This is a genomic window from Rahnella sp. BCC 1045 (genome assembly GCF_019049615.1).
Lineage (GTDB): Bacteria > Pseudomonadota > Gammaproteobacteria > Enterobacterales > Enterobacteriaceae > Rahnella > Rahnella contaminans.
On sequence record NZ_JAFMOZ010000137.1, the window covers coordinates 89,375 to 112,268 of the forward strand.

Annotated in this window: 24 protein-coding genes; 11 read left to right on the top strand and 13 right to left on the bottom strand. The window is 54.3% G+C overall.

Going from position 1 to position 22,894, the window contains the following annotated elements; genetic code table 11:
• The first annotated feature begins 90 nt into the window (after positions 1–90).
• The 9 genes from J1782_RS19085 to J1782_RS19125 all read left to right on the top strand — a co-directional run bounded on the left by J1782_RS19085 (position 91) and on the right by J1782_RS19125 (position 9,407).
• A complete protein-coding gene (locus J1782_RS19085; protein WP_152326957.1) occupies positions 91–573 on the top strand; it encodes a YbjN domain-containing protein in 483 nt (160 codons plus the stop codon).
• Between the two features lie 424 nt (positions 574–997).
• Positions 998–2,107: a spermidine/putrescine ABC transporter substrate-binding protein PotF gene (potF, locus tag J1782_RS19090; protein ID WP_152326958.1), complete on the top strand. Its 1,110-nt coding sequence runs from the start codon at positions 998–1,000 to the stop codon at positions 2,105–2,107.
• A gap of 167 nt (positions 2,108–2,274) precedes the next feature.
• Positions 2,275–3,408 (top strand): putrescine ABC transporter ATP-binding subunit PotG, encoded by a 1,134-nt coding sequence (gene potG, locus J1782_RS19095; RefSeq protein WP_152326959.1) that lies wholly within the window; start codon positions 2,275–2,277, stop codon positions 3,406–3,408.
• Between the two features lie 10 nt (positions 3,409–3,418).
• Entirely contained in the window at positions 3,419–4,372 is a 954-nt protein-coding gene (gene potH / locus J1782_RS19100; RefSeq protein WP_152327191.1) for a putrescine ABC transporter permease PotH, read from the top strand.
• Positions 4,369–5,214, top strand: a complete 846-nt coding sequence (potI, locus tag J1782_RS19105) for a putrescine ABC transporter permease PotI (protein ID WP_152326960.1) — start codon at positions 4,369–4,371, stop codon at positions 5,212–5,214. The genes potH and potI overlap by 4 nt, the downstream gene beginning before the upstream one ends.
• Before the next feature lie 64 nt (positions 5,215–5,278).
• On the top strand, positions 5,279–5,725 hold the full coding sequence (locus J1782_RS19110; RefSeq protein WP_152326961.1) for a YbjO family protein: 447 nt from the start codon (positions 5,279–5,281) through the stop codon (positions 5,723–5,725).
• 86 nt (positions 5,726–5,811) lie between these two features.
• Positions 5,812–6,945: a 23S rRNA (uracil(747)-C(5))-methyltransferase RlmC gene (gene rlmC / locus J1782_RS19115; RefSeq protein ID WP_217153742.1), complete on the top strand. Its 1,134-nt coding sequence runs from the start codon at positions 5,812–5,814 to the stop codon at positions 6,943–6,945.
• A gap of 341 nt (positions 6,946–7,286) precedes the next feature.
• On the top strand, positions 7,287–8,582 hold the full coding sequence (locus tag J1782_RS19120) for an OprD family outer membrane porin (RefSeq protein WP_217153743.1): 1,296 nt from the start codon (positions 7,287–7,289) through the stop codon (positions 8,580–8,582).
• A 21-nt stretch (positions 8,583–8,603) separates the two neighbouring features.
• Positions 8,604–9,407 carry a histidine phosphatase family protein gene (locus tag J1782_RS19125; protein WP_217153744.1) on the top strand — a complete coding sequence of 268 codons (804 nt, stop codon included), beginning with the start codon at positions 8,604–8,606 and terminating at the stop codon, positions 9,405–9,407.
• Here the strand turns inward: J1782_RS19125 and fliR are convergent.
• The 13 genes from fliR to fliF form a co-directional block, all read right to left on the bottom strand.
• Positions 9,404–10,189: a flagellar biosynthetic protein FliR gene (fliR, locus tag J1782_RS19130; protein ID WP_152326965.1), complete on the bottom strand. Its 786-nt coding sequence runs from the start codon at positions 10,187–10,189 to the stop codon at positions 9,404–9,406. The two genes, J1782_RS19125 and fliR, sit on opposite strands and share 4 nt — an antisense overlap.
• 3 nt (positions 10,190–10,192) lie before the next feature.
• Complete coding sequence (fliQ, locus tag J1782_RS19135; RefSeq protein ID WP_013575807.1) at positions 10,193–10,462, bottom strand: flagellar biosynthesis protein FliQ; 270 nt, start codon at positions 10,460–10,462, stop codon at positions 10,193–10,195.
• Between the two features lie 163 nt (positions 10,463–10,625).
• On the bottom strand, positions 10,626–11,399 hold the full coding sequence (gene fliP / locus J1782_RS19140) for a flagellar type III secretion system pore protein FliP (protein WP_244370666.1): 774 nt from the start codon (positions 11,397–11,399) through the stop codon (positions 10,626–10,628).
• A 23-nt stretch (positions 11,400–11,422) separates the two neighbouring features.
• Complete coding sequence (gene fliO, locus J1782_RS19145) at positions 11,423–11,860, bottom strand: flagellar biosynthetic protein FliO (RefSeq protein WP_217153745.1); 438 nt, start codon at positions 11,858–11,860, stop codon at positions 11,423–11,425.
• Complete coding sequence (gene fliN / locus J1782_RS19150) at positions 11,860–12,276, bottom strand: flagellar motor switch protein FliN (RefSeq protein WP_104922229.1); 417 nt, start codon at positions 12,274–12,276, stop codon at positions 11,860–11,862. Before fliN ends, fliO begins: the two co-directional genes overlap by 1 nt.
• A complete protein-coding gene (gene fliM, locus J1782_RS19155; protein ID WP_152326967.1) occupies positions 12,269–13,285 on the bottom strand; it encodes a flagellar motor switch protein FliM in 1,017 nt (338 codons plus the stop codon). Before fliM ends, fliN begins: the two co-directional genes overlap by 8 nt.
• A gap of 7 nt (positions 13,286–13,292) precedes the next feature.
• Positions 13,293–13,793, bottom strand: a complete 501-nt coding sequence (fliL, locus tag J1782_RS19160; RefSeq protein WP_165057887.1) for a flagellar basal body-associated protein FliL — start codon at positions 13,791–13,793, stop codon at positions 13,293–13,295.
• 214 nt (positions 13,794–14,007) lie between these two features.
• A complete protein-coding gene (locus J1782_RS19165) occupies positions 14,008–15,402 on the bottom strand; it encodes a flagellar hook-length control protein FliK (protein ID WP_217153746.1) in 1,395 nt (464 codons plus the stop codon).
• Positions 15,399–15,845: a flagellar export protein FliJ gene (gene fliJ, locus J1782_RS19170; protein ID WP_152326970.1), complete on the bottom strand. Its 447-nt coding sequence runs from the start codon at positions 15,843–15,845 to the stop codon at positions 15,399–15,401. The genes J1782_RS19165 and fliJ overlap by 4 nt, the downstream gene beginning before the upstream one ends.
• 18 nt (positions 15,846–15,863) lie before the next feature.
• Positions 15,864–17,228, bottom strand: a complete 1,365-nt coding sequence (gene fliI / locus J1782_RS19175) for a flagellar protein export ATPase FliI (protein ID WP_152326971.1) — start codon at positions 17,226–17,228, stop codon at positions 15,864–15,866.
• The gene (fliH, locus tag J1782_RS19180) at positions 17,228–17,983 is read right to left on the bottom strand and encodes a flagellar assembly protein FliH (protein ID WP_193333184.1); all 756 of its coding nucleotides are present in this window, start codon (positions 17,981–17,983) and stop codon (positions 17,228–17,230) included. The genes fliI and fliH overlap by 1 nt, the downstream gene beginning before the upstream one ends.
• Before the next feature lie 7 nt (positions 17,984–17,990).
• Positions 17,991–18,986 (bottom strand): flagellar motor switch protein FliG, encoded by a 996-nt coding sequence (gene fliG, locus J1782_RS19185; RefSeq protein ID WP_193333183.1) that lies wholly within the window; start codon positions 18,984–18,986, stop codon positions 17,991–17,993.
• The gene (gene fliF / locus J1782_RS19190; RefSeq protein ID WP_165057884.1) at positions 18,980–20,698 is read right to left on the bottom strand and encodes a flagellar basal-body MS-ring/collar protein FliF; all 1,719 of its coding nucleotides are present in this window, start codon (positions 20,696–20,698) and stop codon (positions 18,980–18,982) included. The genes fliG and fliF overlap by 7 nt, the downstream gene beginning before the upstream one ends.
• 282 nt (positions 20,699–20,980) lie before the next feature.
• Between fliF and fliE the strand changes: the two genes are divergently transcribed.
• Both fliE and J1782_RS19200 read left to right on the top strand, forming a co-directional pair.
• Positions 20,981–21,295, top strand: coding sequence for a flagellar hook-basal body complex protein FliE (gene fliE, locus J1782_RS19195; protein WP_152326975.1), 315 nt, complete (start codon positions 20,981–20,983; stop codon positions 21,293–21,295).
• Between the two features lie 586 nt (positions 21,296–21,881).
• Entirely contained in the window at positions 21,882–22,787 is a 906-nt protein-coding gene (locus J1782_RS19200) for a bestrophin family protein (protein WP_152326976.1), read from the top strand.
• Positions 22,788–22,894: the final 107 nt, after the last annotated feature.

The following is a 22,894-nucleotide window of genomic DNA, read 5'->3' on the forward strand; positions in this document are numbered from 1 at the left end:
AATATTCCGTAAGCTATGACCCCCTTCGTAACGCTGCGGGTGTTGCGAAGGCGTGGTTATTCTCGTTGTTTTGAACTTGTGAGGCATTCTATGGATTCGCTCATCGTCCCTGATTTGGCGCTGCTGCGGCGCTGGCTGGATCAGCTGGGCATTTCTTTTTTCGAGTGTGATTCCTGTCAGGCTCTCCATTTGCCGCATATGCAGAATTTTGATGGCATTTTTGATGCCAAACTCGATATCGTGGACAACGTAATTTTGTTCTCCGCGCTGGCCGAAGTGAAACCCACGGCGCTGATCCCGCTGGTTGCTGATTTAAGCTCGATTAACGCCAGCTCGCTGACCATCAAGGCCTTTGTCGATATTCAGGATGACAATTTGCCGAAACTGATTGTTTGCCAGTCGCTGACGATCGCCGTGGGCGTGACCGAAGAGCAATTCGCTTTCTTCCTGCAACAGGCGGAAGAGCAGATGTCGATGATTATTCTTGAAGCCCACGCCAACGATTTACTGTTCCTTGGCGACGATGAAGAAGGCACACCGGCCGTTTCCGTGAATCTGCCTTTGTTGCATTAAACCCCGTTAGTTATTTTTCTCCCTCTGAAGATCCTTTCCTGCGAGCCGTGTTTATTGCGGCTCCGCTGCCTTTATTCGCTTTCGCCATAAGTTATGCTGCGTTTGTGCCGGTGTTGCCAGATATTTCACTTTGTTAAAAGCCAAAATGCCAGACGGTATAGACCAAATCTGCATAAATAATCGATAAACGCCGGTTTTGTCTCAGGAGGCTGGTACACGGGGGTTGCAGGCGCTATGCTTCTGACTCTGCACCACGCGTGATTACGTCGTAAAACCAAACGGTTAATTCGCAGGCAGCGTATGCGTCAGCGTTGAATGCCTATGCAAGTTTAATGGGTGAGCGTTGGCATTGTGTGAAAGGTTTTGTATCAGTCTGAGTGATACAAATTCAATTTATATTCCCCTGTCTTGGAGGTAGTAACGGATGTTCACCCTGCGTAAAAAGTGGTTATCGGGTGTTGTCGCCGGTCTGGTTATGGCCGCGTCCGTCACAGCGTCTGCGGAAGAGAAAACGCTGCATATCTACAACTGGTCCGATTATATCGCGCCAAACACCGTGCCTGATTTCCAGAAAGAAACCGGCATCAAAGTGGTTTACGACGTGTTTGATTCCAACGAAGTGCTGGAAGGCAAACTGATGGCAGGGAGCACCGGTTTCGATCTGGTCGTGCCGTCGGCCAGTTTCCTTGAACGCCAGCTGGCGGCGGGCGTTTTCCAGCCGCTGGATAAGAGCAAACTGCCAAACTATAAAAACCTCGACCCTGATTTGCTCAAAATGGTCGCGCAGCATGATCCGGGCAACAAATACGCGATTCCTTATCTGTGGGCGACTACCGGTATCGGCTATAACGTCGATAAAGTGAAAGCCGTGCTGGGTAAAGATGCGCCGGTAAACAGCTGGGATCTGGTGCTCAAACCTGAAAACTTAGAGAAACTGAAAAGCTGCGGCGTTTCGTTCCTCGACGCACCGGCTGAAATTTACGCCACTGTGCTGAACTATCTGCATCTGGATCCGAACAGTACTAAAGCGTCGGATTACACCGGTGCGGCGAATGATCTGCTGCTGAAACTGCGTCCGAACATTCGTTATTTCCACTCTTCCCAGTACATCAACGATCTGGCTAACGGCGACATTTGTGTGGCGATCGGCTGGGCGGGCGATGTGATGCAGGCGTCTAACCGCGCGAAAGAAGCGAAAAACGGCGTGAACGTGGCGTACAGCATTCCGAAAGAGGGCGCGCTGGCATTCTTCGACGTCTTCGCCATTCCGGCCGATGCTAAAAACCTCGACGAAGCCTATCAGTTCCTCAACTACCTGATGGAACCGAAAGTGATCGCGCAAATCAGTAACACCGTTTACTACGCGAGCGGCAACAAAGCGGCTACGCCACTGGTGAATGAAGATGTGCGCAACAACCCGGGCATTTATCCACCGGCAGATGTGCAGGCCAAACTCTTCAGCCTGAAAGTACAGGATCCGAAAATTGACCGCGTTATCACCCGTTCGTGGACTAAAGTAAAAACCGGAAAATAGTACCCGTTTTAGAAAAGGTCAGGAAGACTACAGCGGCTCCGCACAACCCTGCGGGGCCGCTGGCATTTTGTTCCAGGCCACTTTTGGGCATAGAAATCAGGCACTTTTCCCCCTGACTGTTATGCTTATTTGATACAGCTTTATTTTGATACCGGAGATTCCTCTGAGTGAACGACGCCATTCCACGCCCTCAGCCTAAGTCCCAGAAAGGTTTCACGCCTTTGCTGGAGATCCGCAATTTAACCAAGTCTTTTGACGGTCAGGCCGCCGTGGATGATGTCAGCCTGACCATCTATAAAGGGGAGATTTTCGCACTGCTCGGCGCGTCCGGTTGTGGTAAATCGACACTGTTGCGCATGCTGGCCGGTTTTGAACAGCCCACGCAGGGACAGATTGTGCTTGATGGCGTGGACCTCTCGCAGGTGCCGCCGTATCAGCGGCCGATCAACATGATGTTCCAGTCCTACGCGCTGTTCCCGCACATGACGGTTGAACAAAACATCGCCTTCGGACTTAAGCAGGACAAATTACCGTCGGCAGAGATCAAAAGCCGCGTGGCAGAAATGCTGACGCTGGTTCACATGCAGGAATTCGCCAAACGTAAGCCACATCAGCTTTCCGGCGGTCAGCGTCAGCGCGTTGCCTTAGCCCGCAGTCTGGCGAAACGGCCAAAATTATTGCTGCTCGACGAACCGATGGGCGCGCTGGATAAAAAACTGCGTGACCGTATGCAACTCGAGGTGGTCGATATTCTCGAGCGCGTTGGCGCGACCTGCGTGATGGTGACGCACGATCAGGAAGAAGCCATGACTATGGCGGGGCGTATCGCCATCATGAACCGCGGCAAGTTTGTGCAAATCGGTGAACCGGAAGAAATCTACGAGCATCCGACCAGCCGTTTCAGTGCCGAATTTATCGGCTCGGTGAACGTGTTTGAAGGCGTGCTGAAAGAACGTCTGGATGAGGCTTTAGTGCTCACGTCGCCGGGGCTTTTGCATCCGCTGAAAGTGGATCCGGATGTCTCGGTGGTGGACGGCGTACCGGTGTTTGTCGCGCTGCGTCCGGAAAAAATCATGCTCTGCGAAGACGTGCCGGAAGACGGCTGCAACTTTGCGGTGGGCGAAGTCGTGAACATCGCGTATCTGGGCGACCTGTCGATTTACCACGTTAAACTGCACAGCGGTCAGATGATTACGGCGCAATTGCAAAACGGACACCGTTTCCGCAAGGGCATGCCGACCTGGGGCGACGAAGTGCGTCTGTGCTGGCAAGCCGACAGCTGCGTCGTGCTGACAGTTTAAGGGGACGATGATGTCTTTGATTTCTGAAGTGACCACCGCGAAACCTCCGGGCGGATTCAAAGCCCTGACCGGACGTCTGCAACAACGTCATGGCCGTAAGCTGGTGATTTTATTGCCGCTGGTGTGGTTCCTGCTGCTCTTTTTACTGCCGTTCCTGATTGTTTTTAAAATCAGTTTCGCCGAGATGGCGCGCGCCATTCCGCCGTATACCGATCTGGTCACCTGGTCAGACGGCATGCTGGATATTGCGCTCAATATCGGTAACTACATCGGGCTCACGCAAGATCCGCTTTATATTGATGCCTATCTGCAATCGCTGGAAGTGGCCGCCATTTCCACGATTCTGTGCCTGCTCATTGGTTATCCGCTGGCGTGGGCCGTGGCGCACAGCAGCAAATCCATGCGTAACATTTTGCTGTTACTGGTGATCCTGCCGTCGTGGACGTCATTCCTGATCCGCGTTTACGCCTGGATTGGCATTCTCAAAGACAACGGTGTACTGAACAACGTGCTGCTGTGGCTGCACGTCATAGACCAGCCGCTGGTGATTTTGCACACCAATCTGGCGGTGTATATCGGGATTGTTTATTCGTATCTGCCGTTTATGATCCTGCCGATTTACACCGCGCTGACCCGCATGGATTATTCGCTGGTGGAAGCGGCGTCCGATCTTGGTGCCCGGCCGATGAAAACTTTCTTCAAAGTGATTATGCCGCTGACCAAAGGCGGGATTATTGCCGGCTCCATGCTGGTCTTTATTCCGGCGGTCGGCGAGTACGTGATCCCTGAACTGCTCGGTGGCCCGGACAGCAACATGATCGGGCGCGTGTTGTGGCAGGAATTCTTCAATAACCGCGACTGGCCGGTGGCCTCTGCGGTGGCGGTGGTCATGCTGTTACTGCTGATCATGCCGATCCTGTGGTTCCAGAAATACCAAAATAAAGAGCTGGGAGAAAAAGAATGAATCAGTTACCGGTTGTCCGTTCGCCGTGGCGAATTCTTATTCTCGTGCTCGGCTTTACGTTTTTGTATGCGCCGATGCTGATGCTGGTTATTTATTCGTTTAACAGCTCTAAGCTTGTTACGGTCTGGGCGGGCTGGTCTACCCGCTGGTATACTCAGCTTTTCCACGATTCTGCGATGATTAGCGCGGTGGGAATGAGCCTGACGATTGCCACGGCGGCGGCCACAATGGCTGTGATTGTCGGTACGCTGGCTGCGGTCGTGATGGTGCGATTCCAGCGTTTTCGTGGCTCGACGGGTTTTGCGTTTATGCTGACGGCACCACTGGTTATGCCCGATGTGATCACGGGTCTGGCGCTGCTGTTGCTGTTTGTGGCGATGGGGCACGCTTTTGGCTGGCCGGCTGAGCGTGGCATGTTTACCATCTGGCTGGCGCATGTGACGTTTTGTAGTGCGTATGTGGCGGTGGTGGTGTCGGCGAGATTGCGGGAACTGGATCGTTCCATCGAAGAAGCCGCGATGGATTTAGGCGCGGCGCCCGTGAAAGTCTTCTTCATTATTACACTGCCGATGATCCTGCCAGCGCTAATTTCCGGCTGGCTGCTGGCGTTTACGCTGTCGCTCGACGATCTGGTTATCGCCAGCTTTGTCGCCGGGCCGGGCGCAACGACTTTGCCAATGCTGGTCTTCGCCAGTGTGAGAATGGGCGTTAACCCGGAAATCAACGCACTGGCAACGCTCATCCTGCTGGTGGTGGGCATCATTGGCATGATTGCCTGGTGGTTTATGTCCAGAGCTGAGAAACAGCGGATCAAGGATATCCAGCGCGCACAGCGTAGCTGAATATAAGATAATTTCAGGGCGGATATTTCCGCCCTGAACGTAAATGGAGATCCCAAACGGATTTATGAAACTGGCATTTATCCCTGTTCCCGTCATGATTGCAGCCTCGGCGATTGTTGCCACGCGCTGCCTTGAGTTTATTTTGCTGTTTGACGCCATGGGTTTTTCAGGGCTGATGAGCTTTATCGAAGTCAGCGCAGAGTCGTGGCTGAACTGTTTTATCCTGCTGGCGAGCCTGCTGATTGTGCTGATTGAATGCCGTGCAGCGTACGCGATGATGCGTGCGCGGATTTGGGGGCGCCGGGCGTTTATTGGCTGCCAGGTGATTGTCGTCGGTTACATGCTGCTGGCGTCTTTCGAATGGTTCGGACCGCGTATTTTTCGTTTTGATGTCGACACCCAGGGTGAGTTTCTCACCGCGCTGCTGGTGCAAAAAATCCCCGATATTGTGGTTCTGCTCCTGCTTTTCGTGCCAGCCAGCAGCCGTCGCTACTTTGCGAAACGTAAATAGCACCTGCAGCAGGTGAGCCTTTCAGGCCGTGTGGTGATACACTGCGCGCCAGATTTTTCTCCGTATTCGATGACCGGAATTCTTTCATGCACTGCGCACTTTATACCGCCGGAACCTGCCGCTCATGTCAGTGGCTCGACACGCCTTATTCGCAACAGTTAGCCGACAAACAGCGGGATTTACACTCTCTGCTGGAAGGTTTGCCGGTCGGAGAATGGCGCGAACCGGTGACCGGGCCGGAAAGTGCTTTTCGAAATAAAGCGAAAATGGTGGTCAGCGGCAGCGTGGAGCGCCCGTTGCTTGGCATGGTGCACCGCGACGGCACGCCGGTAGATTTATGCGAATGCCCGCTGTACCCCGCCAGTTTCCCTGCTGTATTTTCAGTGCTTAAAACCTTTATTGCCCGCGCAGGCCTGACGCCGTACAACGTAGCGCGTAAGCGTGGCGAGCTCAAATTCCTGTTGCTGACCGAAAGCCAGAAAGGCGGCGGTATGATGCTGCGTTTTGTTCTGCGTTCAGAGGCCAAACTGGCCCAGCTGCGCGCCGCGCTGCCGTGGTTGCAACAGCAGTTGCCACAGCTGACCGTGATTTCGGCCAACATCCAGCCGGTGCATATGGCGATCCTCGAAGGTGACACCGAAATCCCGCTGACGGACGTGCAACGTCTTGAAGAAGAATTTAACCATGTGCCGCTGTTTATCCGTCCGCAGAGCTTCTTCCAGACCAATCCGCAGGTTGCTGAACGGCTTTACGCCACCGCGCGTGACTGGGTACATGAGCGCGGCAATATTGCCAGCATGTGGGATCTGTTCTGTGGTGTCGGCGGTTTTGGCCTGCATTGCGCCACGCCAGACATGCAACTGACCGGCATTGAAATCAGCGCGGAAGCCATCGCCTGCGCCAGAGAATCAGCCCGCCGTCTGGGGCTGAAAAACGTCGAATTCCAGGCGCTGGATTCCACCGGTTTTGCGACCGGAAAAGGCGACATCCCGGATCTGGTTCTGGTGAATCCGCCACGGCGTGGCATCGGCAAAACGCTGTGTGATTACCTGAGCCAGATGGCGCCGGACACCATTTTGTATTCCAGCTGTAATGCGCAGACGATGGCAAAGGATCTGGCTTTATTGCCGGGCTACGCCATTGCGCGCGTCCAGATTTTCGATATGTTCCCGCATACCGCGCATTATGAAGTGATGGCGATGCTGACGCGGGAAATATAAGAGTATTAATAAGCTGATGTTATTACGTTTCCCTATTATAGATTTCTCCTAAAAGAAACGGCAAAGAGATCAACTGTTAATTTCCCCGCCTGTTAAGAAAAAGCTTATATTGCGCGAAATAAATTTGATTCGCTTCACAGAATTTCCTTTTAATCCTTAAATCCATCCTGCGGCACTGTTTTTTATTCTCAAACCGGTTATGTTTATTCCCGGATTGTTACTGCATAGGCAGGCAAAACCTGAACTGAAATTTCCCGCTCCCCGGGAGATATCGGCTCAGGTTTTTTTTTTGCCTTTTATAAATGCACCCTGAAAAACATTGGCCTGATGGAACATTCGCTATGGAAAAGCACGCTCTGGCACTGATAACCGGTATTCTTTGTTCACCTTCGCTGGCCTTTGCCGGTATAGATGACCTTGCGGAAACTGGTTTTATAAAAAACAGTTCCCTCGATTTAGGAACACACAATATATGGAAATATCTTGATGAAGGTGAAACAGATAAACGTAATGTCCACTCCGCATGGGGGCAGGGGCTGGCACTGGATTATAAGTCAGGCTATTTAGCTGACGCTATTGGTGTCGATGCCTCTTATTATGGCGTGATTAAACTGGCGGCTGCCGATAATTTCGCGTCAAGAGGGATTTTGTATGATGACGATGGTCAGGCCAAAGGCTTTAATAAACTGGGACAGTTTTTCGGTAAAGCGAAATTCTCGCAGTCAGGCGTCGAAGGCAATCTGTATGGCGGCTGGAAACTCATCAAACTGGGTGTGCTGACCACCTCGATGCGCGCCGCGTCCAATACGTATAATGGCTGGAGTGGCGACCTGACTTATGACGCCTACCGCCTGCGGCTGGCGTATCTGACCAAATCGCTGAACCGTGATTCGCCGGATAAAGTGAATTTCATGACCAGCGACGGCCATGCGATTGACACGATTTACACCGGCGATGTTCAGTTCAAAACAGATAACCTGACGGCGCTTTATTTCTACGGTGAGAGTGAAGACTATTTGCGCAGAAACGGGCTGGAGCTGAATCTGAAACAAAACAAATCGTTGTCCTACGGCGTGCAGATTTATATGACGCAGGCGCTGGATAAATGGGACAGCATGGCGAATAACAAAAAGGACTTCGATCATCGCGCCAATCATTATGCCGCGGACATGACCTGGAAATATAACGACTGGACAACCAAAGGCGGGCTGGCTTATACCGACGCGAATAAAGAGGGGGGGATCGGCATGTATCCCCGACATATGAGTAAAAACTCGCGCGGTACGTTTAATTCGATGACCACGGCCGGGCTGGATTATATGCGCGACGAGGAAAAAGTATTGTCGCTGGATGTGGGTTACCACATCACGCCGGAATTAGTCCTGGGTATCAACACGCATTATGGCTTCTTTGATTTCCAGGGACAGCCGGTGAAAGAGGGAGAATTAAACGTCTACACCTTGTGGAAACCGGCGTCAAAAAAACTCAAGGATTTATCTGTTTTCGCTATGATCGGACCCGGCAGAACCTATGAACATAAAGGGACTTCACCGATTGTCGATCATCATGGAAATATCAAAAGCGCCGACAGTTTTGCGGCGGAGTTTCGTCTGGATTACAAATTCAACATATTTTAATTAACACATTAAAAGGACATTATGATGAAAAAAACGCTCTGGAAAACACTGATCTCATTTTTAGTCTTCGGTTTCATCAATGCGCAGGCCGCGCCGGTACCTGCGTCTTCGGCACAGGCGACAGCGGAGAAAGACGTCGTCACGTTTTACATCACGCGTCACGGCAAAACCTTATTTAACACCGCGCACCGTGCGCAGGGCTGGTCTGATACGCCGCTCACGGCAGCCGGTGTTTCCGTGGCAGAAGATCTCGGGCGTGGCCTGAAAGGTATTCCGTTTACCGCCGCCTATTCCAGTGACTCCGGCCGCGCACGTCAGACGGCAAAAATCGCGCTGACCTTCGCCGGGCAGACGTTACCGGTGACGGAAGATGAGCGTCTGCGCGAAACGTTTTTCGGCCCTTATGAAGGTGAGCTTGACGCTGTCATGTGGGCACCCGTGGCAAAAAAACTGGGTTTTGCAGACCTCAGTTCTGTAACGCAGGCGCTCTCAAAAGGGCAGATTACCCTCGAAACCATGATGAATACGCTGGCCGCCGTTGACCCTACGCACACCACAGAAAACGCCACGCAGGTAAAAACCCGTATGCAGGCCGCGCTGCATGATATCGCGCAGAAAACCCTTGCCGAAGGCGGCGGTAACGTCCTGATTGTGTCGCACGGCATGGCCATCATGGCAATGCTGCAAGGTATGACGCCCGAAGAAAACCTGCGCGCACCTTTGCAAAACGCCAGCGTTACGGTGGTCACGTACAAAGACAGCAAATTCACCGTCGGCAAAGTCGGGGATATGCAGTTTGTGGAGAAAGGGACGCGACAAAATTAATCCGCTGCAAACTGATTCATGATCAACACCAGTTTATCCAGGATTTCACTGAACAGATGCTCGCTGAAAGGAGCGAGCATAGGCATCATCAGGCCGATGGCCAGAATGCCAATACTGAGGGTTAACGGGAAACCAATAACAAATACGGAAAGCTGCGGTGTGACGCGGTTTAACAGGCCGAGCGCCATGTTGAGCGTGAGCAGCAGGGTTACAATCGGCAATGCCAGCATCAGGCCACCGCTGAAAATAATGCTGCCTGCTTTCGCCACGGCCATAAAACCTTCGGCGTTGACCGGATTCGGGCTGATGGGAAGTGTGTGAAAACTGTCGGCGAGCAGGGAAATCAGCCAGAGATGAGCGTTGAAACTCAGGAAAAGCAGGACGGCCAGCAGGTTCAGAAATTGCGCCAGAAGCGGGGTGTTCAGGCGGTTGCTGGGATCGTAAAACGTCGCAAAAGAAATCCCCATCTGCAGCCCCATGATTTCACCGGCCATCCTGATAGCGGCAAACGCCAGCTGCATCGTGATGCCCAGCGCGGTGCCGATCATGATTTGCTGCATCGCCAGCCACAGCGCAGGCGTGGAAAATATCGGCGTATCGACAGGCGGCAGTGAAGGCGCAATCAGAAATGTGATCATCATGCCCAGACCGAGCTTTACGCGGTTCGGGACGGATTTCTCGCTGGTAATCGGCGCGGTGCTGATCAGAGCCAGAATCCTCAGCAGCGGCCAGAAATACATGCTGAGCCATCCGGCAAGTTGTGTGCTGTCGAAGGAAACCATGGGTTAACCGATGATGTAAGGCAGGTTGGTAAACAGCGTACGCATGTAATCGAGCAGCAGATTCAGCATCCACGGACCGGCGATTACGATAGTCGCGACAACGGCCAGAATTTTAGGAATGAAGGACAGCGTTTGTTCGTTGATCTGCGTCGCCGCCTGCAACAGGCTGACGATAAGCCCGGTGACCAGCGCCGCGAGCAACAGCGGTGCGGCAACGGCCAAAGCCACTTTCATCGCCTCATTGCCTAATGCCATTACCGATTCAGGAGTCATAAGATTCTCGTAAAATGCGAACATGCTTAGGCTAGCTCACTTGCCATTTTGTCCTCCGGCAGTGCTCGCACTCCTCACGTACTTATGTACGCTGCGGGTGCTCCGCGCTGGCGGCGAACAAACTGGCTGCGACGCTGACGCCCATTAAGTTTGGCGTTTTGAATTAACTGTAAAAACTCTGCGCCAGTGAGCCGAGCAGCAACTGCCAGCCATCGACCAGCACGAACAGCATCAGCTTGAACGGCAGTGAGATGGTGGCCGGTGGCACCATCATCATCCCCAGCGCCATCAGCACGCTGGCGACGACCAGGTCGATAATCATGAACGGAATAAACACGGTGAAGCCAATCTGGAATGCCGTTTTCAGTTCGCTGGTGACATAAGCGGGCAGCAGAATACGCATCGGCACTGCTTCGGGGCCAGCCAGAGGCGGGATGTTTGCCAGACGGGCATACAACGCGAGGTCGCTTTCACGGGTCTGACGCAGCATGAACTGGCGCAGCGGCTGAGCGCCTTTGTCCATGGCATCCTGCATGGTGATTTTGTTTTCGGTAAACGGCTGATAGGCATCGCTGTAGATTTTGTCGAAAACCGGTGCCATCACGAAAAAGGTCAGGAACAGCCCGAGACCCAGCAGAACCTGGTTTGGCGGCGCGGACGGCGTACCCAGCGCATTTCGCAGCAGGCCGAGCACGATAATGATGCGGGTAAAACTGGTACACATCAGCAACATGGCGGGCAGCAGCGTCAGCGTGGTGATGAACACCAGCGTCTGAATTGGCAGCGACCAGTTCTGGGCACCATTGGACATCTGCTGGCTGATAATACCGGGCAACTGTGCGAACGCGGCCGGGCTAATAAAGAGCAGCAGCGGCAGGCACAGGCGGACGACCAGGCGAACAGGGCGCTGACGGGCAGCGGTAAAGGCGGATTTCATCAATTGGTTCACGGCGGACTGGGTCATGCCTGCTTTCCCGGACGTTTCAACATTTTCTGCATCAGCTGACGGAAATCCGCAGGCTGACTGTCTGTAGTGCCTGAATCCGGCGTTTGTACTTCCGGCGGCGCGCTCAGCGTGTGCAGCTGGGTGATGTTTTGCGCGGTCACGCCCAGCACCAGCCAGGTATTATCCACTTCCACGATCACCACTTTTTCGCTGCGGCCAACCTGAACACTGGCCGTCACTTTCAGCAGTTTGTTATTTTTTGACTGCGGCGCGAATCCGGTACGTTTGGCCACCCAGCCGATGCACAGGATCAGCAGCAGAATGCCGCCGAGCACCGTACTGACCTGTGTCAGCACAGAACTGGCGGGCAATGCCTGGGCTGAAGTCTGCGTCGTTGCGTGAGTCTGAGCCCCCTGAACGTACGGAGAATCCGTGGCCGCAGTCTGGCTCATCAGCGGCTCAACCGGCGCATACGCTCGGACGGCGTGATGATGTCGGTGATGCGCACGCCGTATTTGTCGGCGACAACCACCACTTCACCCTGAGCAATCAGATAACCGTTGATGAGAATATCCAGCGGCTCACCGGCCAGGCCATCGAGTGCGACAACCGAACCCTGCGACAGGCGCAGCAGTTCTTTGATGGTCATTTTGGTACGGCCTAATTCAACGGTCAGTTTCACCGGAATATCGAGGATCATGTCGATATCCTGCAAACTGCCCGCTCCGTCCTGGGCACCCAGCGCGGCGAAAACACCCTCGGTTGACGCTTTGGCGCTGCCCGCAGATTGTTGTTCGTTAAACGCATCAGCCCATAAATCGTCAACGTTATCCGATCCGGCGTCAGACGGTTTATTGGTGTCACTCATGGGGCTGTTCCTCATCTAGAGAATTTAAAATTGGGTTGATCAAATGTTCAACGCGCAGGGCGTATTGTTCGTTTATGGTGCCGTACTGGCTGGTCAGCACCGGAACGCCGTCGACGTGTGCAATCAGACGATCCGGTTTTTCAATCGGCAGAACATCACCCGGTTGCAGTTTCAGGATCTGAGACAGGCGCAGCGGGATTTCAACGAAATTCGCCACCAGCTCCAGTTCAGATTGCTGAACCTGATGCACCAGGTTTTCACGCCACTGACTTTCTTCATGACGCGAGTTTTCGACCGGCGGATTGGTCAGCAGCTCACGTAACGGTTCAATCATGCTGAACGGAATACAGATGTTGAAATCACCGCTCAGCGCACCGATTTCCACGTGGAACGGCGTGGTGACCACGATATCGTTCGGGGAAGAGGTGATGTTGGTGAACTTGATCTGCAATTCAGCACGGACATATTCCACGCTCAGCTTGTAAACGCCACTCCACGCATCTTCGTAGGCGTCGAGCGCCAGCGTCAGCATGCGTTTGATGACGCGCTGTTCGGTATGAGTAAATTCGCGGCCTTCCACTTTCGTCGGGAAACGGCCATCACCGCCAAACAGGTTATCCACCGCAATGAAGACCAGACTTGGCGCGAACACAAACAGCGCCGTGCCGCGTAAGGGCTTCAGGTGGATCAGGTTCAGGTTGGTCGGCACCGGCAGGTTGCGGGCGAAGTCATGGTAAGGCTGGATTTTGATCGGCCCGACCGTGATATCCGGGCTGCGACGCAAGAGGTTAAACAGCCCCATACGGAAGTGACGGGCAAAACGCTCGTTAATGATTTCCAGCGCCTGCAACCGCTCACGCACAACGCGACGTTGCGTCGTGGGGTCAAAAGGTTTTACACCGTCGTCCGACGCTTTGGCTTGTGCCGCGCTTGCCGACTCGGCTGCGCTGTCACTGTCGCCATTAAGCAGTGCGTCGATCTCGGCCTGTGAAAGAATGCTGTCGCCCATAATTTGTTTATCGCAGTATGAAAGCAGTGAAAAGCACGTCGTTGATCACCTGAGGTGGCTGACCTTTGACCAGTGGCGCGTCCAGAACCTGTTTGATGTCCTGCACCAGTTGTTGTTTACCGGTTTCGCTGACGAGATCCGCCGTCTTCTGGCGGGACAGGAGCAGCAGCAGACGGCTGCGAACTTCAGGCAGGTATTCATTCAGAATAGCCCGATTCTGTTCATCGGGCAGACGCAGGGTCAGGCCGATGTACAGCACGCGGTCAGGATCGTTATCCGGCGTTTGCAGGTTAACGGTAAAGGTATCCAGTGCCAGGAAGATCGGCGCCGCAGGTGGCTCGCTCTTCTTCACTTCAGCCGCGCTACCGTTCGCAGGCTGCTGTTTGTGCATCATCCACCAGGCGTAACCGGCCGCACCACAGGCTCCAAGGGTAATGAGTAACAGCAGAATCATCATTAACGGCCGCTTTTTTTTCTTACGCGACGCCGTGAGAGCAGAGTCAGACATGGATGGGGCGATTTCCTGTAAGTATGAGCAGACTGGCGTGAGGAGCACCGGACTGCTGAGTCAATTCTGAGAATGATTATCCCGCTTATCCTGTTGTTCAATAGTCAGAATAGGCGGGATAAATAAGGTCAGCTCTGCCGTTTGAATTAAGGGAGAACTGACCGGCTGCAATTATCTGAAACAATTTTGCGAGGTTTTACGCATCTGCAAAACGCTACGCAAAGATATCCACGCTGTTATTTCCCCCAATCCGCTGCGCAATAGAAGCCGGAACGGGCAGGGCGTCACCGGCTGACGTGCTGCTGCCGGAATTAAAGGCCGCCCAGCTTGACGCGTCACCCTGAGGCGTGCCGGACTGCGAACTTTGCTGCTGAGCCTGCTGCCATTGCGAACTGTCACTGCCGACGCTGCTTTGCCCCAGGCTGATGCCGCTGTCGGCCAGCGCGGTTTTCAGCTCTGGCATGGCGGCTTCAAGGGCAGAACGAACGCCACTGTGGCCGGACACAAAGTGCAGCTGCGCCTGATTGTTCTCAATCTTCATGCTGATCTGAATGGAACCCAGATCTTCAGGATGCAGACGCAGTTGCGCCGTCTGTTGTCCCTGACGGTTAAACATCATCACCTGCTGACCGAGCTGTTGCTGCCATTCCGGTGTGCCCAGCTGGGCGTTCAGCACCGGCGTGGACGGCGCGGTGACGACGCTGGTGGTGGTTGGCGTCGTTGGAACTGAAGCAGAAGACACGGCAACGGCGGCGGTATTGAGCTGATTCAATGCCGTTGAATTGCTGTCGAGCGTACGGCTGTCGTTTTGCTGAACGGCTGCGGTGCTGTTTGCCGCCGCGCTCATTGAAGCCAGTGCGCTGCTGAAATCAGCGGCATTGGTGGACGCCGTGCTTTTGCTGCTGGCGGCATGCTGTGAAGACGTTGTGGCGACAGAGGCCGCATTACCCGAGGCGGTTGCCGCGGTTTTCGGATCGGTGTCGGTCACCGCGGCAGTTTTACCGTCGCCGGTCAGCAACGATGACGCCGTGACGTTCAGGCCGGAAAGCAGGGTGCTGGCGTTCTGCGCACGCGTGGTGTCGTCGCTGGCCGTCTGTGTTGCAGCCGCGGTCACGGTCTGAATCTGCTGCGCAGGCTGTTGCTGTACCGCCAGCTGAGCGAACAACGCCTGAATGCTGGCATCCGCAGAATCGGCATCTTTGTCTTTGTCACTCAGCGCGATGTCTTTCACCGACGTTCCCTTCAGGCTGCCGGTCGGCAAAACCTGAATGGCGGCGATCATTTTGCTCAGATCGCTGTCATCGAGCATCAGACTGCCGTCTTTCTCGCCGGTGGTGACCGCCTGCGTCAGCGTATCTTTATCCACCGTTTCGCCTTTAGCGCTGATTTGCTGCCCGAGTTTAGCCAGCGCGCTGGTGAGTTTCGGATCCAGTTTTGAGCCCAACTGGGCTTCGAGCTGGCTGGCAAAATCTGCCGGAGACGACGCGGTGCTTTCGCCAACCGCGGTGACATCCGTCGCCGCGGCGCTGGTGGCGGACGAACTGCCGGTCGCTGCGCTCGTGGTCGTCTTTGCCGTGGTAACGGCAGCAGGCAAAATATTCAGATTCATGGATTTTTCTTCCTGTGTGCGCTGCGCTGGGCGAACTCATCGTTCTGTTTTTGATCAATCTTGTTTTCCAGAGAACGTTGCTGCTCGCTGGCACGGGATTGCAATGTCTGGTACGCATTCAGCCGCTGTTGCTTTTCCTGCCACTGGTGAACGGCGGCATTGAGCCGCTGATCCCACTGTTGTAATTGTTTGCGGTGCTGGTCAATCGCCACTTCCAGCGTGCCGATGAACTGCTGGTAGTTCTGCCAGGTGTTCGCCGCTATGCCGCCGGTCATGGTGGAATTGAGTTTTTCGCGATATTCACGCTGGTAGTTGAGCAACATCGTGAGTTGCTGTTCAGCCTGATTATGCGACTGCCTGATCTGGCCTAAATTGTTGGTCGCCTGATCCAGCGCTTTTTGCGCAAGAGAACAAAGAGTAATTAATGGCGATGAACTTTCCATTCGACCCCCTTAAGTTAATTAACCCGGGAACAACATATTGAGTTCCAGACAGGCGTCTTCGTAAGTGCTGCGTTCCATGATGTCCTGCTGGAGAAAATTCTCCATTTGCGGATACAGCTTGATGGCCCGATCCAACATCGGATCGCTGCCTGCGGCGTAGGCGCCGACGCTGACCAAATCACGGTTGCGCTGGTAGCTGGACAACAGTTGTTTGAAATTACGTACGCGCCCGTACTGGGCGTCATCGATCAGCGATGTCATGGCACGGCTGATAGAAGCTTCGATATCGATGGCCGGATAATGGCCGGATTCGGCTAAGCGGCGTGACAGCACCACGTGGCCGTCGAGGATGGCGCGCGCGGAGTCGGCGATAGGATCCTGCTGGTCATCGCCTTCGGTCAGCACGGTATAAAATGCGGTGATCGAGCCACCACCGGTGATACCGTTACCGGCGCGTTCAACCAGCGCGGGCAATTTGGCAAACACTGAAGGCGGATAGCCTTTGGTCGCGGGCGGTTCGCCGATGGCCAGCGCGATTTCACGCTGCGCCATGGCATAACGGGTCAGGGAATCCATGATCAGCAAAACGTGCTGGCCGCGGTCGCGGAAATCTTCAGCGATGCGTGTGGCATATGCGGCACCCTGCATGCGCAGAAGTGGCGAAACATCGGCGGGCGCGGCGATAACCACCGAACGGGCACGACCCTCGTCACCTAAAATATTCTCGATAAAATCTTTAACTTCGCGGCCACGTTCACCAATCAGCCCGACCACGATGACGTCGGCTTTGGTGTAGCGCGCCATCATGCCGAGCAGCACGGATTTACCGACGCCGGAACCGGCGAACAGGCCCATACGCTGCCCGCGCCCGACGGTCAGCAATGCGTTAATCGCGCGTACGCCGACGTCAAGCACGTCGGTGATCGGCGTACGTTGCAGCGGGTTAAACGGCGGAGTGATCAGCGCGGCGCGATAACCTGTATCCGGCGGCGGTAAGCCGTCGAGCGGTTTGGCGCTGCCGTCGAGTACGCGACCGAGTAACTGCGGGCCGAGCGGAAGTTGTTTACCGGCTGTCTGGCCGTCGGCGGCAATCCGGGCATAAACCCGTGCACCCGGCAAAATCCCTTCGACTTCTTCGAGCGGCATCAGAAACAGGCTCTGGCCGTTAAAACCGACCACTTCACTTTCAACTTCCTGCACAACCGGGCCGTCGTGACGTTCAATAAGACAGGTCGCGCCCAGCGGTAACTGCAATCCGGTGGCTTCAAGCACCAGGCCGGTCGCCCGCGTCAGACGGCCGTAGCGGCGAACGGAAGGCGTGCGGGCCATGCGCTTTTCCGCATCATCCAGCGTTTTCAGCAGGCGGCTCAGGCGGGCAGTCATCAGAGATCCCCCGGTGCCGCGAGGCGGCACAGCTCATGCCAGCGGGTAGCCAGCGACGCATCCATATCGCCATCCTCCGCGCTGACTTTGCAGCCACCGGTGTGGATCTGGCTGTCGGCCAGCAAGCGCCAGCCGTTCATGCTCAGGGTGGAACCCAGCTGTTGTTCAACACGTTCGAAATCTGCCGGGTTAACGCGCAGCTGCGGTTTGCCCTTGAACATCGGTTCCTGCTGGATCAGCTGCTGGATCTGGTTGAGCAGGGCAGAACCGTCGCAAATCGGTGCCTGTCCGATGATTTGTTTCGCGGCAGTCAGCGCCATCTGCATCAGGCGCGAGGCGATCACGCTGTCCAGCGCGTCCAGCGTTTGCTGGAAATCGGACACCATGTGCTGCCAGTGTTCGGTCAGAACGGCCTGCTGTTGCTGGCCTTCCTGCATTCCCTGCTGTTGTCCGGCTTCCTGACCCTGCTGAAAACCGGCGGCGTAACCCTGTTTTTGCCCGGCTTCCAGACCTTGCTGGAAACCCTGCTGTTCAGCGCGACGTTGCAGGTTCAGCAACTCATTCTGATCCACCTGAAGTTTTGGCAGACCGTCGTCCTGTTCTTCTTCGCCTTCGGCCAGCAAAGGTTCGTCCGGCGTGGTGAACACCGGCACGGCAAGGTCACCCGGTTTCCAGGGCTGCCACGGCAGGGCGTTGATGCGCTCGGCATTACGCTCTTCGGCGGTTTTCTTTTCCGGCGCGGGCTGGCCGGACATCGGATTATCAGACATAAGAATCCTCGCCGCCGCCAACCATCATTTCGCCGGACTCTGCTAAGCGGCGAACCGTTTGCAGAATCGCTTTCTGTTCGTTCTCGACCAGAGACATACGCATCGGCCCGCGGTTTGCCAGGTCGTCGCGCAGGATATCCGCCGCACGCTGGGACATGTTGCGCAGGAACTTGTCGCGCAGTGGCTGTTCCGCACCTTTCAATGCCACCAGCAACGATTCGCCTTCGACTTCCTGCAACAGGCGCTGGATGCTGCGGTCGTCCACGTCCACCAGGTTTTCGAACAGGAACATCTCGTCGATAATTTTCTGTGCCAGTTCGCCGTCGTAACCACGAACCGCTTCGATAACGGCTTCTTCCTGCTGCGTTTTCATCAGGTTGATGATTTCTGCCGCAGTACGAACACCACCCATCTTCGCGCGCTTGAGGTTCTGGCCGTCGAGCAGGTTGTTCAGTACTTCTGTCAGTTCCGCCAGCGCCGCAGGCTGGACACCGCCGAAGGTGGCGATACGCAGCATCACGTCGTTACGCAGACGCTCGTCGAACAGGGCCAGAATATCGGCAGCCTGACCGCGTTTGAGGTGGACCAGAATGGTGGCGATAATCTGCGGATGTTCGTCGCGGATAAGATCGGCCGCCATCTGCGGTTCCATAAAGTTGAGCGTTTCCATACCGCTGGTGGTTTCGCGCGATTCCAGAATATCTTCCAGCAGGCTGGAGGCACGTTCCTCGCCCAGTGCTTTCGTCAGAACCGAACGCAGATATTCGCTGGTGTTGACGCTCAGCGCGGCGTACTGCTCTGACTCGTCCTCGAACTCATTCAGAACCTCAGCCAGCTGCTTGTTAGAAATCTGATGGATATTCGCCATCGCGCCACTGATTTGCTGAACTTCGCGAGGGGAGAGGTGCTTGAACACCTCTACCGCACGGTCTTCACCCAGGGTTATCATCAAAATGGCGCTTTTTTCGGTGCCGGTCATAGTCATGATTGTTCGGTACTCATCCATTGGCGGATAACCAGGGCGACGATACGAGGATCCTTATCGGCCAGCTCCTGAACACGTTGGGTCTGAACTTCGACGCTGACTCGCTGCTGAGAACGTTTACGTTTCTCCAGCTCGTCGTTGCTGAGTTTGACCGGCTTGCTGCCTTCAGGCTGTGGCATCGCTGCTGCGATGGCCGCTGCGGCTGCCGCATCTTTCTCTGCCTGCTGTTTGCGCAACATCGGACGAACCATCTTGCGCCACAGCAGCCAGGCAACAATCAGCACCAGCAACCAGCGACCTGCGTTGAGCAGTTGATCGAAGAACGCCTGTTGTTTCCAGAACGGCAGCTCACCGGAATCATCAGCCGCTTCGTTGAACGGTGTATTCACCACGTTCAGCGTATCGCCACGTTCCTGCGAGAAGCCCATGGCTTCACGAACCAGATCATCAATTTTCTTCAGCTGTTCGTCGGTCAGCGGCTTCGCTTTGCCATCTGTCCCGACCTGATAGTTGACGACCACCGCCGCGGACAGGCGTTGTACGGCACCCGCGCTGTGTTGCGTGTGGGTGATGGTGCGGTCAACTTCGTAGTTGGTGGTTTCATCACGACGGCTGTTCGACGGAACGGTTGAACGGTTTGCCGTATTGTTTTGCGCGTTGTTCTGTGCGTTGTTACCGGCCTGATTCTGTGCCCCGTTGGCATTGTTCGCCGCAGGAGGATTGGTGACCGGCGCGGTCGCAGCCGGTGCGGGCTGGTTGCTTAATGCACCCGGTACGCCGCCTACGGCAGTGCCACCAATCTGGTCACTGGTGCTCAGCTGGCGTGAACGGACAGCGGCTTTTTCCGGCGTGCCGTTTGGCTGATAATTCTCGTCAGTTTGTTCGCGGCTGGCGTAGTCGATTTGCGCGGTGATTTGCGCGTGAACGTTACCATTGCCGACCACCGGCTGGAGGATAGATTCGATACGACGTTGCAGACGGCCTTCCACTTCGTTGGCGTATTTCAGCTGGGAAGCATTCAGGTCACGTCCATTGTTGTCCGACTGCGTCAGCAGATGTCCGCTCTGGTCGACCACGGTGACGTTGGCTGGTGGTAAACCCGACACGCTGCTCGACACCATATAAACGATGGCGTTGATCTGACCGTCATCCAGCGCACGACCCGGTTGTAAATTCAGGGTCACGGAAGCGGAAGGATTTTTCTGTTCGCGGACAAACAAGGAAGGTTTTGGAATGGCTAAATGGACGCGGGCGCTGCCGACCGGGCCCAAAGTTTCGATAGTGCGGGAGAGTTCACCTTCCAGCGCACGCTGATAGTTGATCTGTTCGCTGAACTGGCTGATGCCGAATTTTTCCTGATCCATCAGCTCAAAGCCGACTGCGCCACCTTTCGGTAAACCGGCGGAAGCCAGTTTCAGACGCGTTTCATACACTTTATCTGCCGGGATTAACAGGGCTGCGCCGTTTTCTGAAAACTGATAAGGGATGTTCATCTGCGTCAGCTGGGTGACGATGGCACCGCCGTCCTGATCGCCCAGATTGCTAAACAGCACCTTATAGGTGGGCTGTTTTGCCCACAGCATCATGACAACAACAATGGCCAGGGCAGCCGCAGCGGCGATGGCGATAGGAATTTTTGGGTTGGCGCGCAGGCGATTAAGCAACGCAGTTAAACCGTTTGGAGAGGTTTCTGCGCCGGCTATTGCGGAACTCATACAAGATCCCTATTTAGCTGTTGAATGGTGATGTTCATGTTGTCTCTTAACAAAACAGACTCCCAAGTGCGCAATCGTTGAAGCGTGACATTTTTCAGTCCTCCGTACAGGCAGGCCTATTTTCTAGGTGAGCCATTATTTGCCGCTAAAGGCAAAGTTAATGGCCCGATAAGCCATGGTTTTTAGGTTCAATTACCGCGTTTAGGAAAAAACTGATGTGATAGGGTGTCATTCCATGAAAGAAGCCCTTTGTTCACCGACACAGCAATAAGCGGAGAAAACATGTCAATTCAAGGCATTGAGAGCGTTTTACAGCAGATGCAGGCCACCGCCATCAAGGCAGGCGCTACCCCTCAGACGGATACGACGTCAGAAGCGGGTTTTGCCAGCGAACTGAAAGCGGCATTAGGCAAAATCAGCGAGACGCAAAACAACGCAAAACTGGAATCTGAAAAGCTGGAGATGGGCGTTCCCGGCGTAAGCCTGAACGACGTGATGGTGGATTTGCAGAAATCATCAATTTCACTGCAACTGGGTATTCAGGTGAGAAATAAACTGGTAACGGCGTACCAGGACGTGATGAACATGTCGGTGTAATACGTTAACCTGCTGAAAATTATATAGATGAGTGGTTACCTGTGGCCTGAAAGGGCATGGCGGGGGCAGCGTCATGGGTTTTTGGTAGGAAAAACAAAAAGGAAGGTCACTGCGAAGAATTACGCAAAAAAATTAATAATCATCTTCCGAGTCTCTTGCTGCCGACCTGAAGATGAACCAGGCTGCCAACCCGATAATCGCTAATGCGATGAGTACAACAAGAATAATTTTCACTGATATGCCCGCTCCCAATTTTCCGCGATCGTCTCGCGAATAGGCCTGTAATTCCAATGGGTATAACCGATCATTATCACTATTTTGATCGTCAGGACCGATCAATCCTGAGAGCATTCACGCCATGCGCGCCATATATTCTTCTCAGTCTGGTTTGTTATCGGACATTACCATGCCAAACATTATGTTTCCGTTACCGTTTGTACAAAGTGATCACCTGCGCTTGTAAACGAAAACCGTGATTTTCAAAATAAATGTTACCGGTGTCACAAAATTGTCCTTTGCATGTACAGGTTTATTTGCAAGAATCGCAAAAAAAATCGCTTCACCTGCAAAAGCACCTCCATAAAAAATGATAATCCGTCCTCCGCGTCACTGGTTCTTGCGTTTGTTCGCCTGGCATGGCTCTGTGCTGCCCAGCATTATGTTCCGCCTCAGTCTGAATTTATTGATGTCGCTCGCCGCCATTCTCAGCCTTCCCTGGTATGAGACGCTTGGCGTTAAGCTCACGCTGGCGCCGTTCAGCTTGCTGGGGGTGTCGATTGCGATCTTCCTCGGTTTTCGGAATAGCGTGGCGTATTCGCGCTACACCGAAGCGCGTCAGCTGTGGGGCGGGTTACTGATTGCCTGTCGTACGTTACAAAGTCAGGTAATGGCGGTGTGTCCGGGCGAAGCGCAGCGCGTGACGACGCTGTTGCTGGCGTTCTGTTACAGCCTCAAACATCAGCTGCGCCACAGCGATCCGCGGCCTGATCTCGAACGTCTGTTAGGGGAAGATGCGGAAGATATTCTGTCACGCCGCGCGCCGACCAATATGGTGCAGCTGCGGATGTCACAGTGGCTTGCTGAACGGCGCCGCAGCGGGGATTTGTCGGATATCGTCTACACCCACATGGACACCACGCTGTTGCAACTTTCGCAGGTCGTCGGCGGGTGTGAGCGTATTGTCAGCATGCCGATCCCGTTTGCTTACGGGCTTTTACTGCACCGAACGGTCTATCTGTTCTGTAGCTTATTGCCGTTCGCGCTGGTGGTGGATTTGCATTACATGACGCTGCTGGTTTCAGGTTTTATTTCGTACAGTTTCCTGTCGCTCGATACGCTGGCGGAAGAGCTGGAAATGCCTTTCGGCTATGCCAATAACCATCTGCCGATGGACGCGATGTGTACCAATATCGAAATTAACCTGCGCGAGATGAACAACCAGACGCAGTTGCCGGATACCCCGGTGCCTGATCGCCATTACCGTCTTTCCTGAGTTTTGAACAGGCGCACGAAATGGACATTTTGTGCGCTAAAACGTAGCACTATTCTGAAGGTTCACGATACTGTCATAATGATGAAACAAAAGTGAAATAGGATATT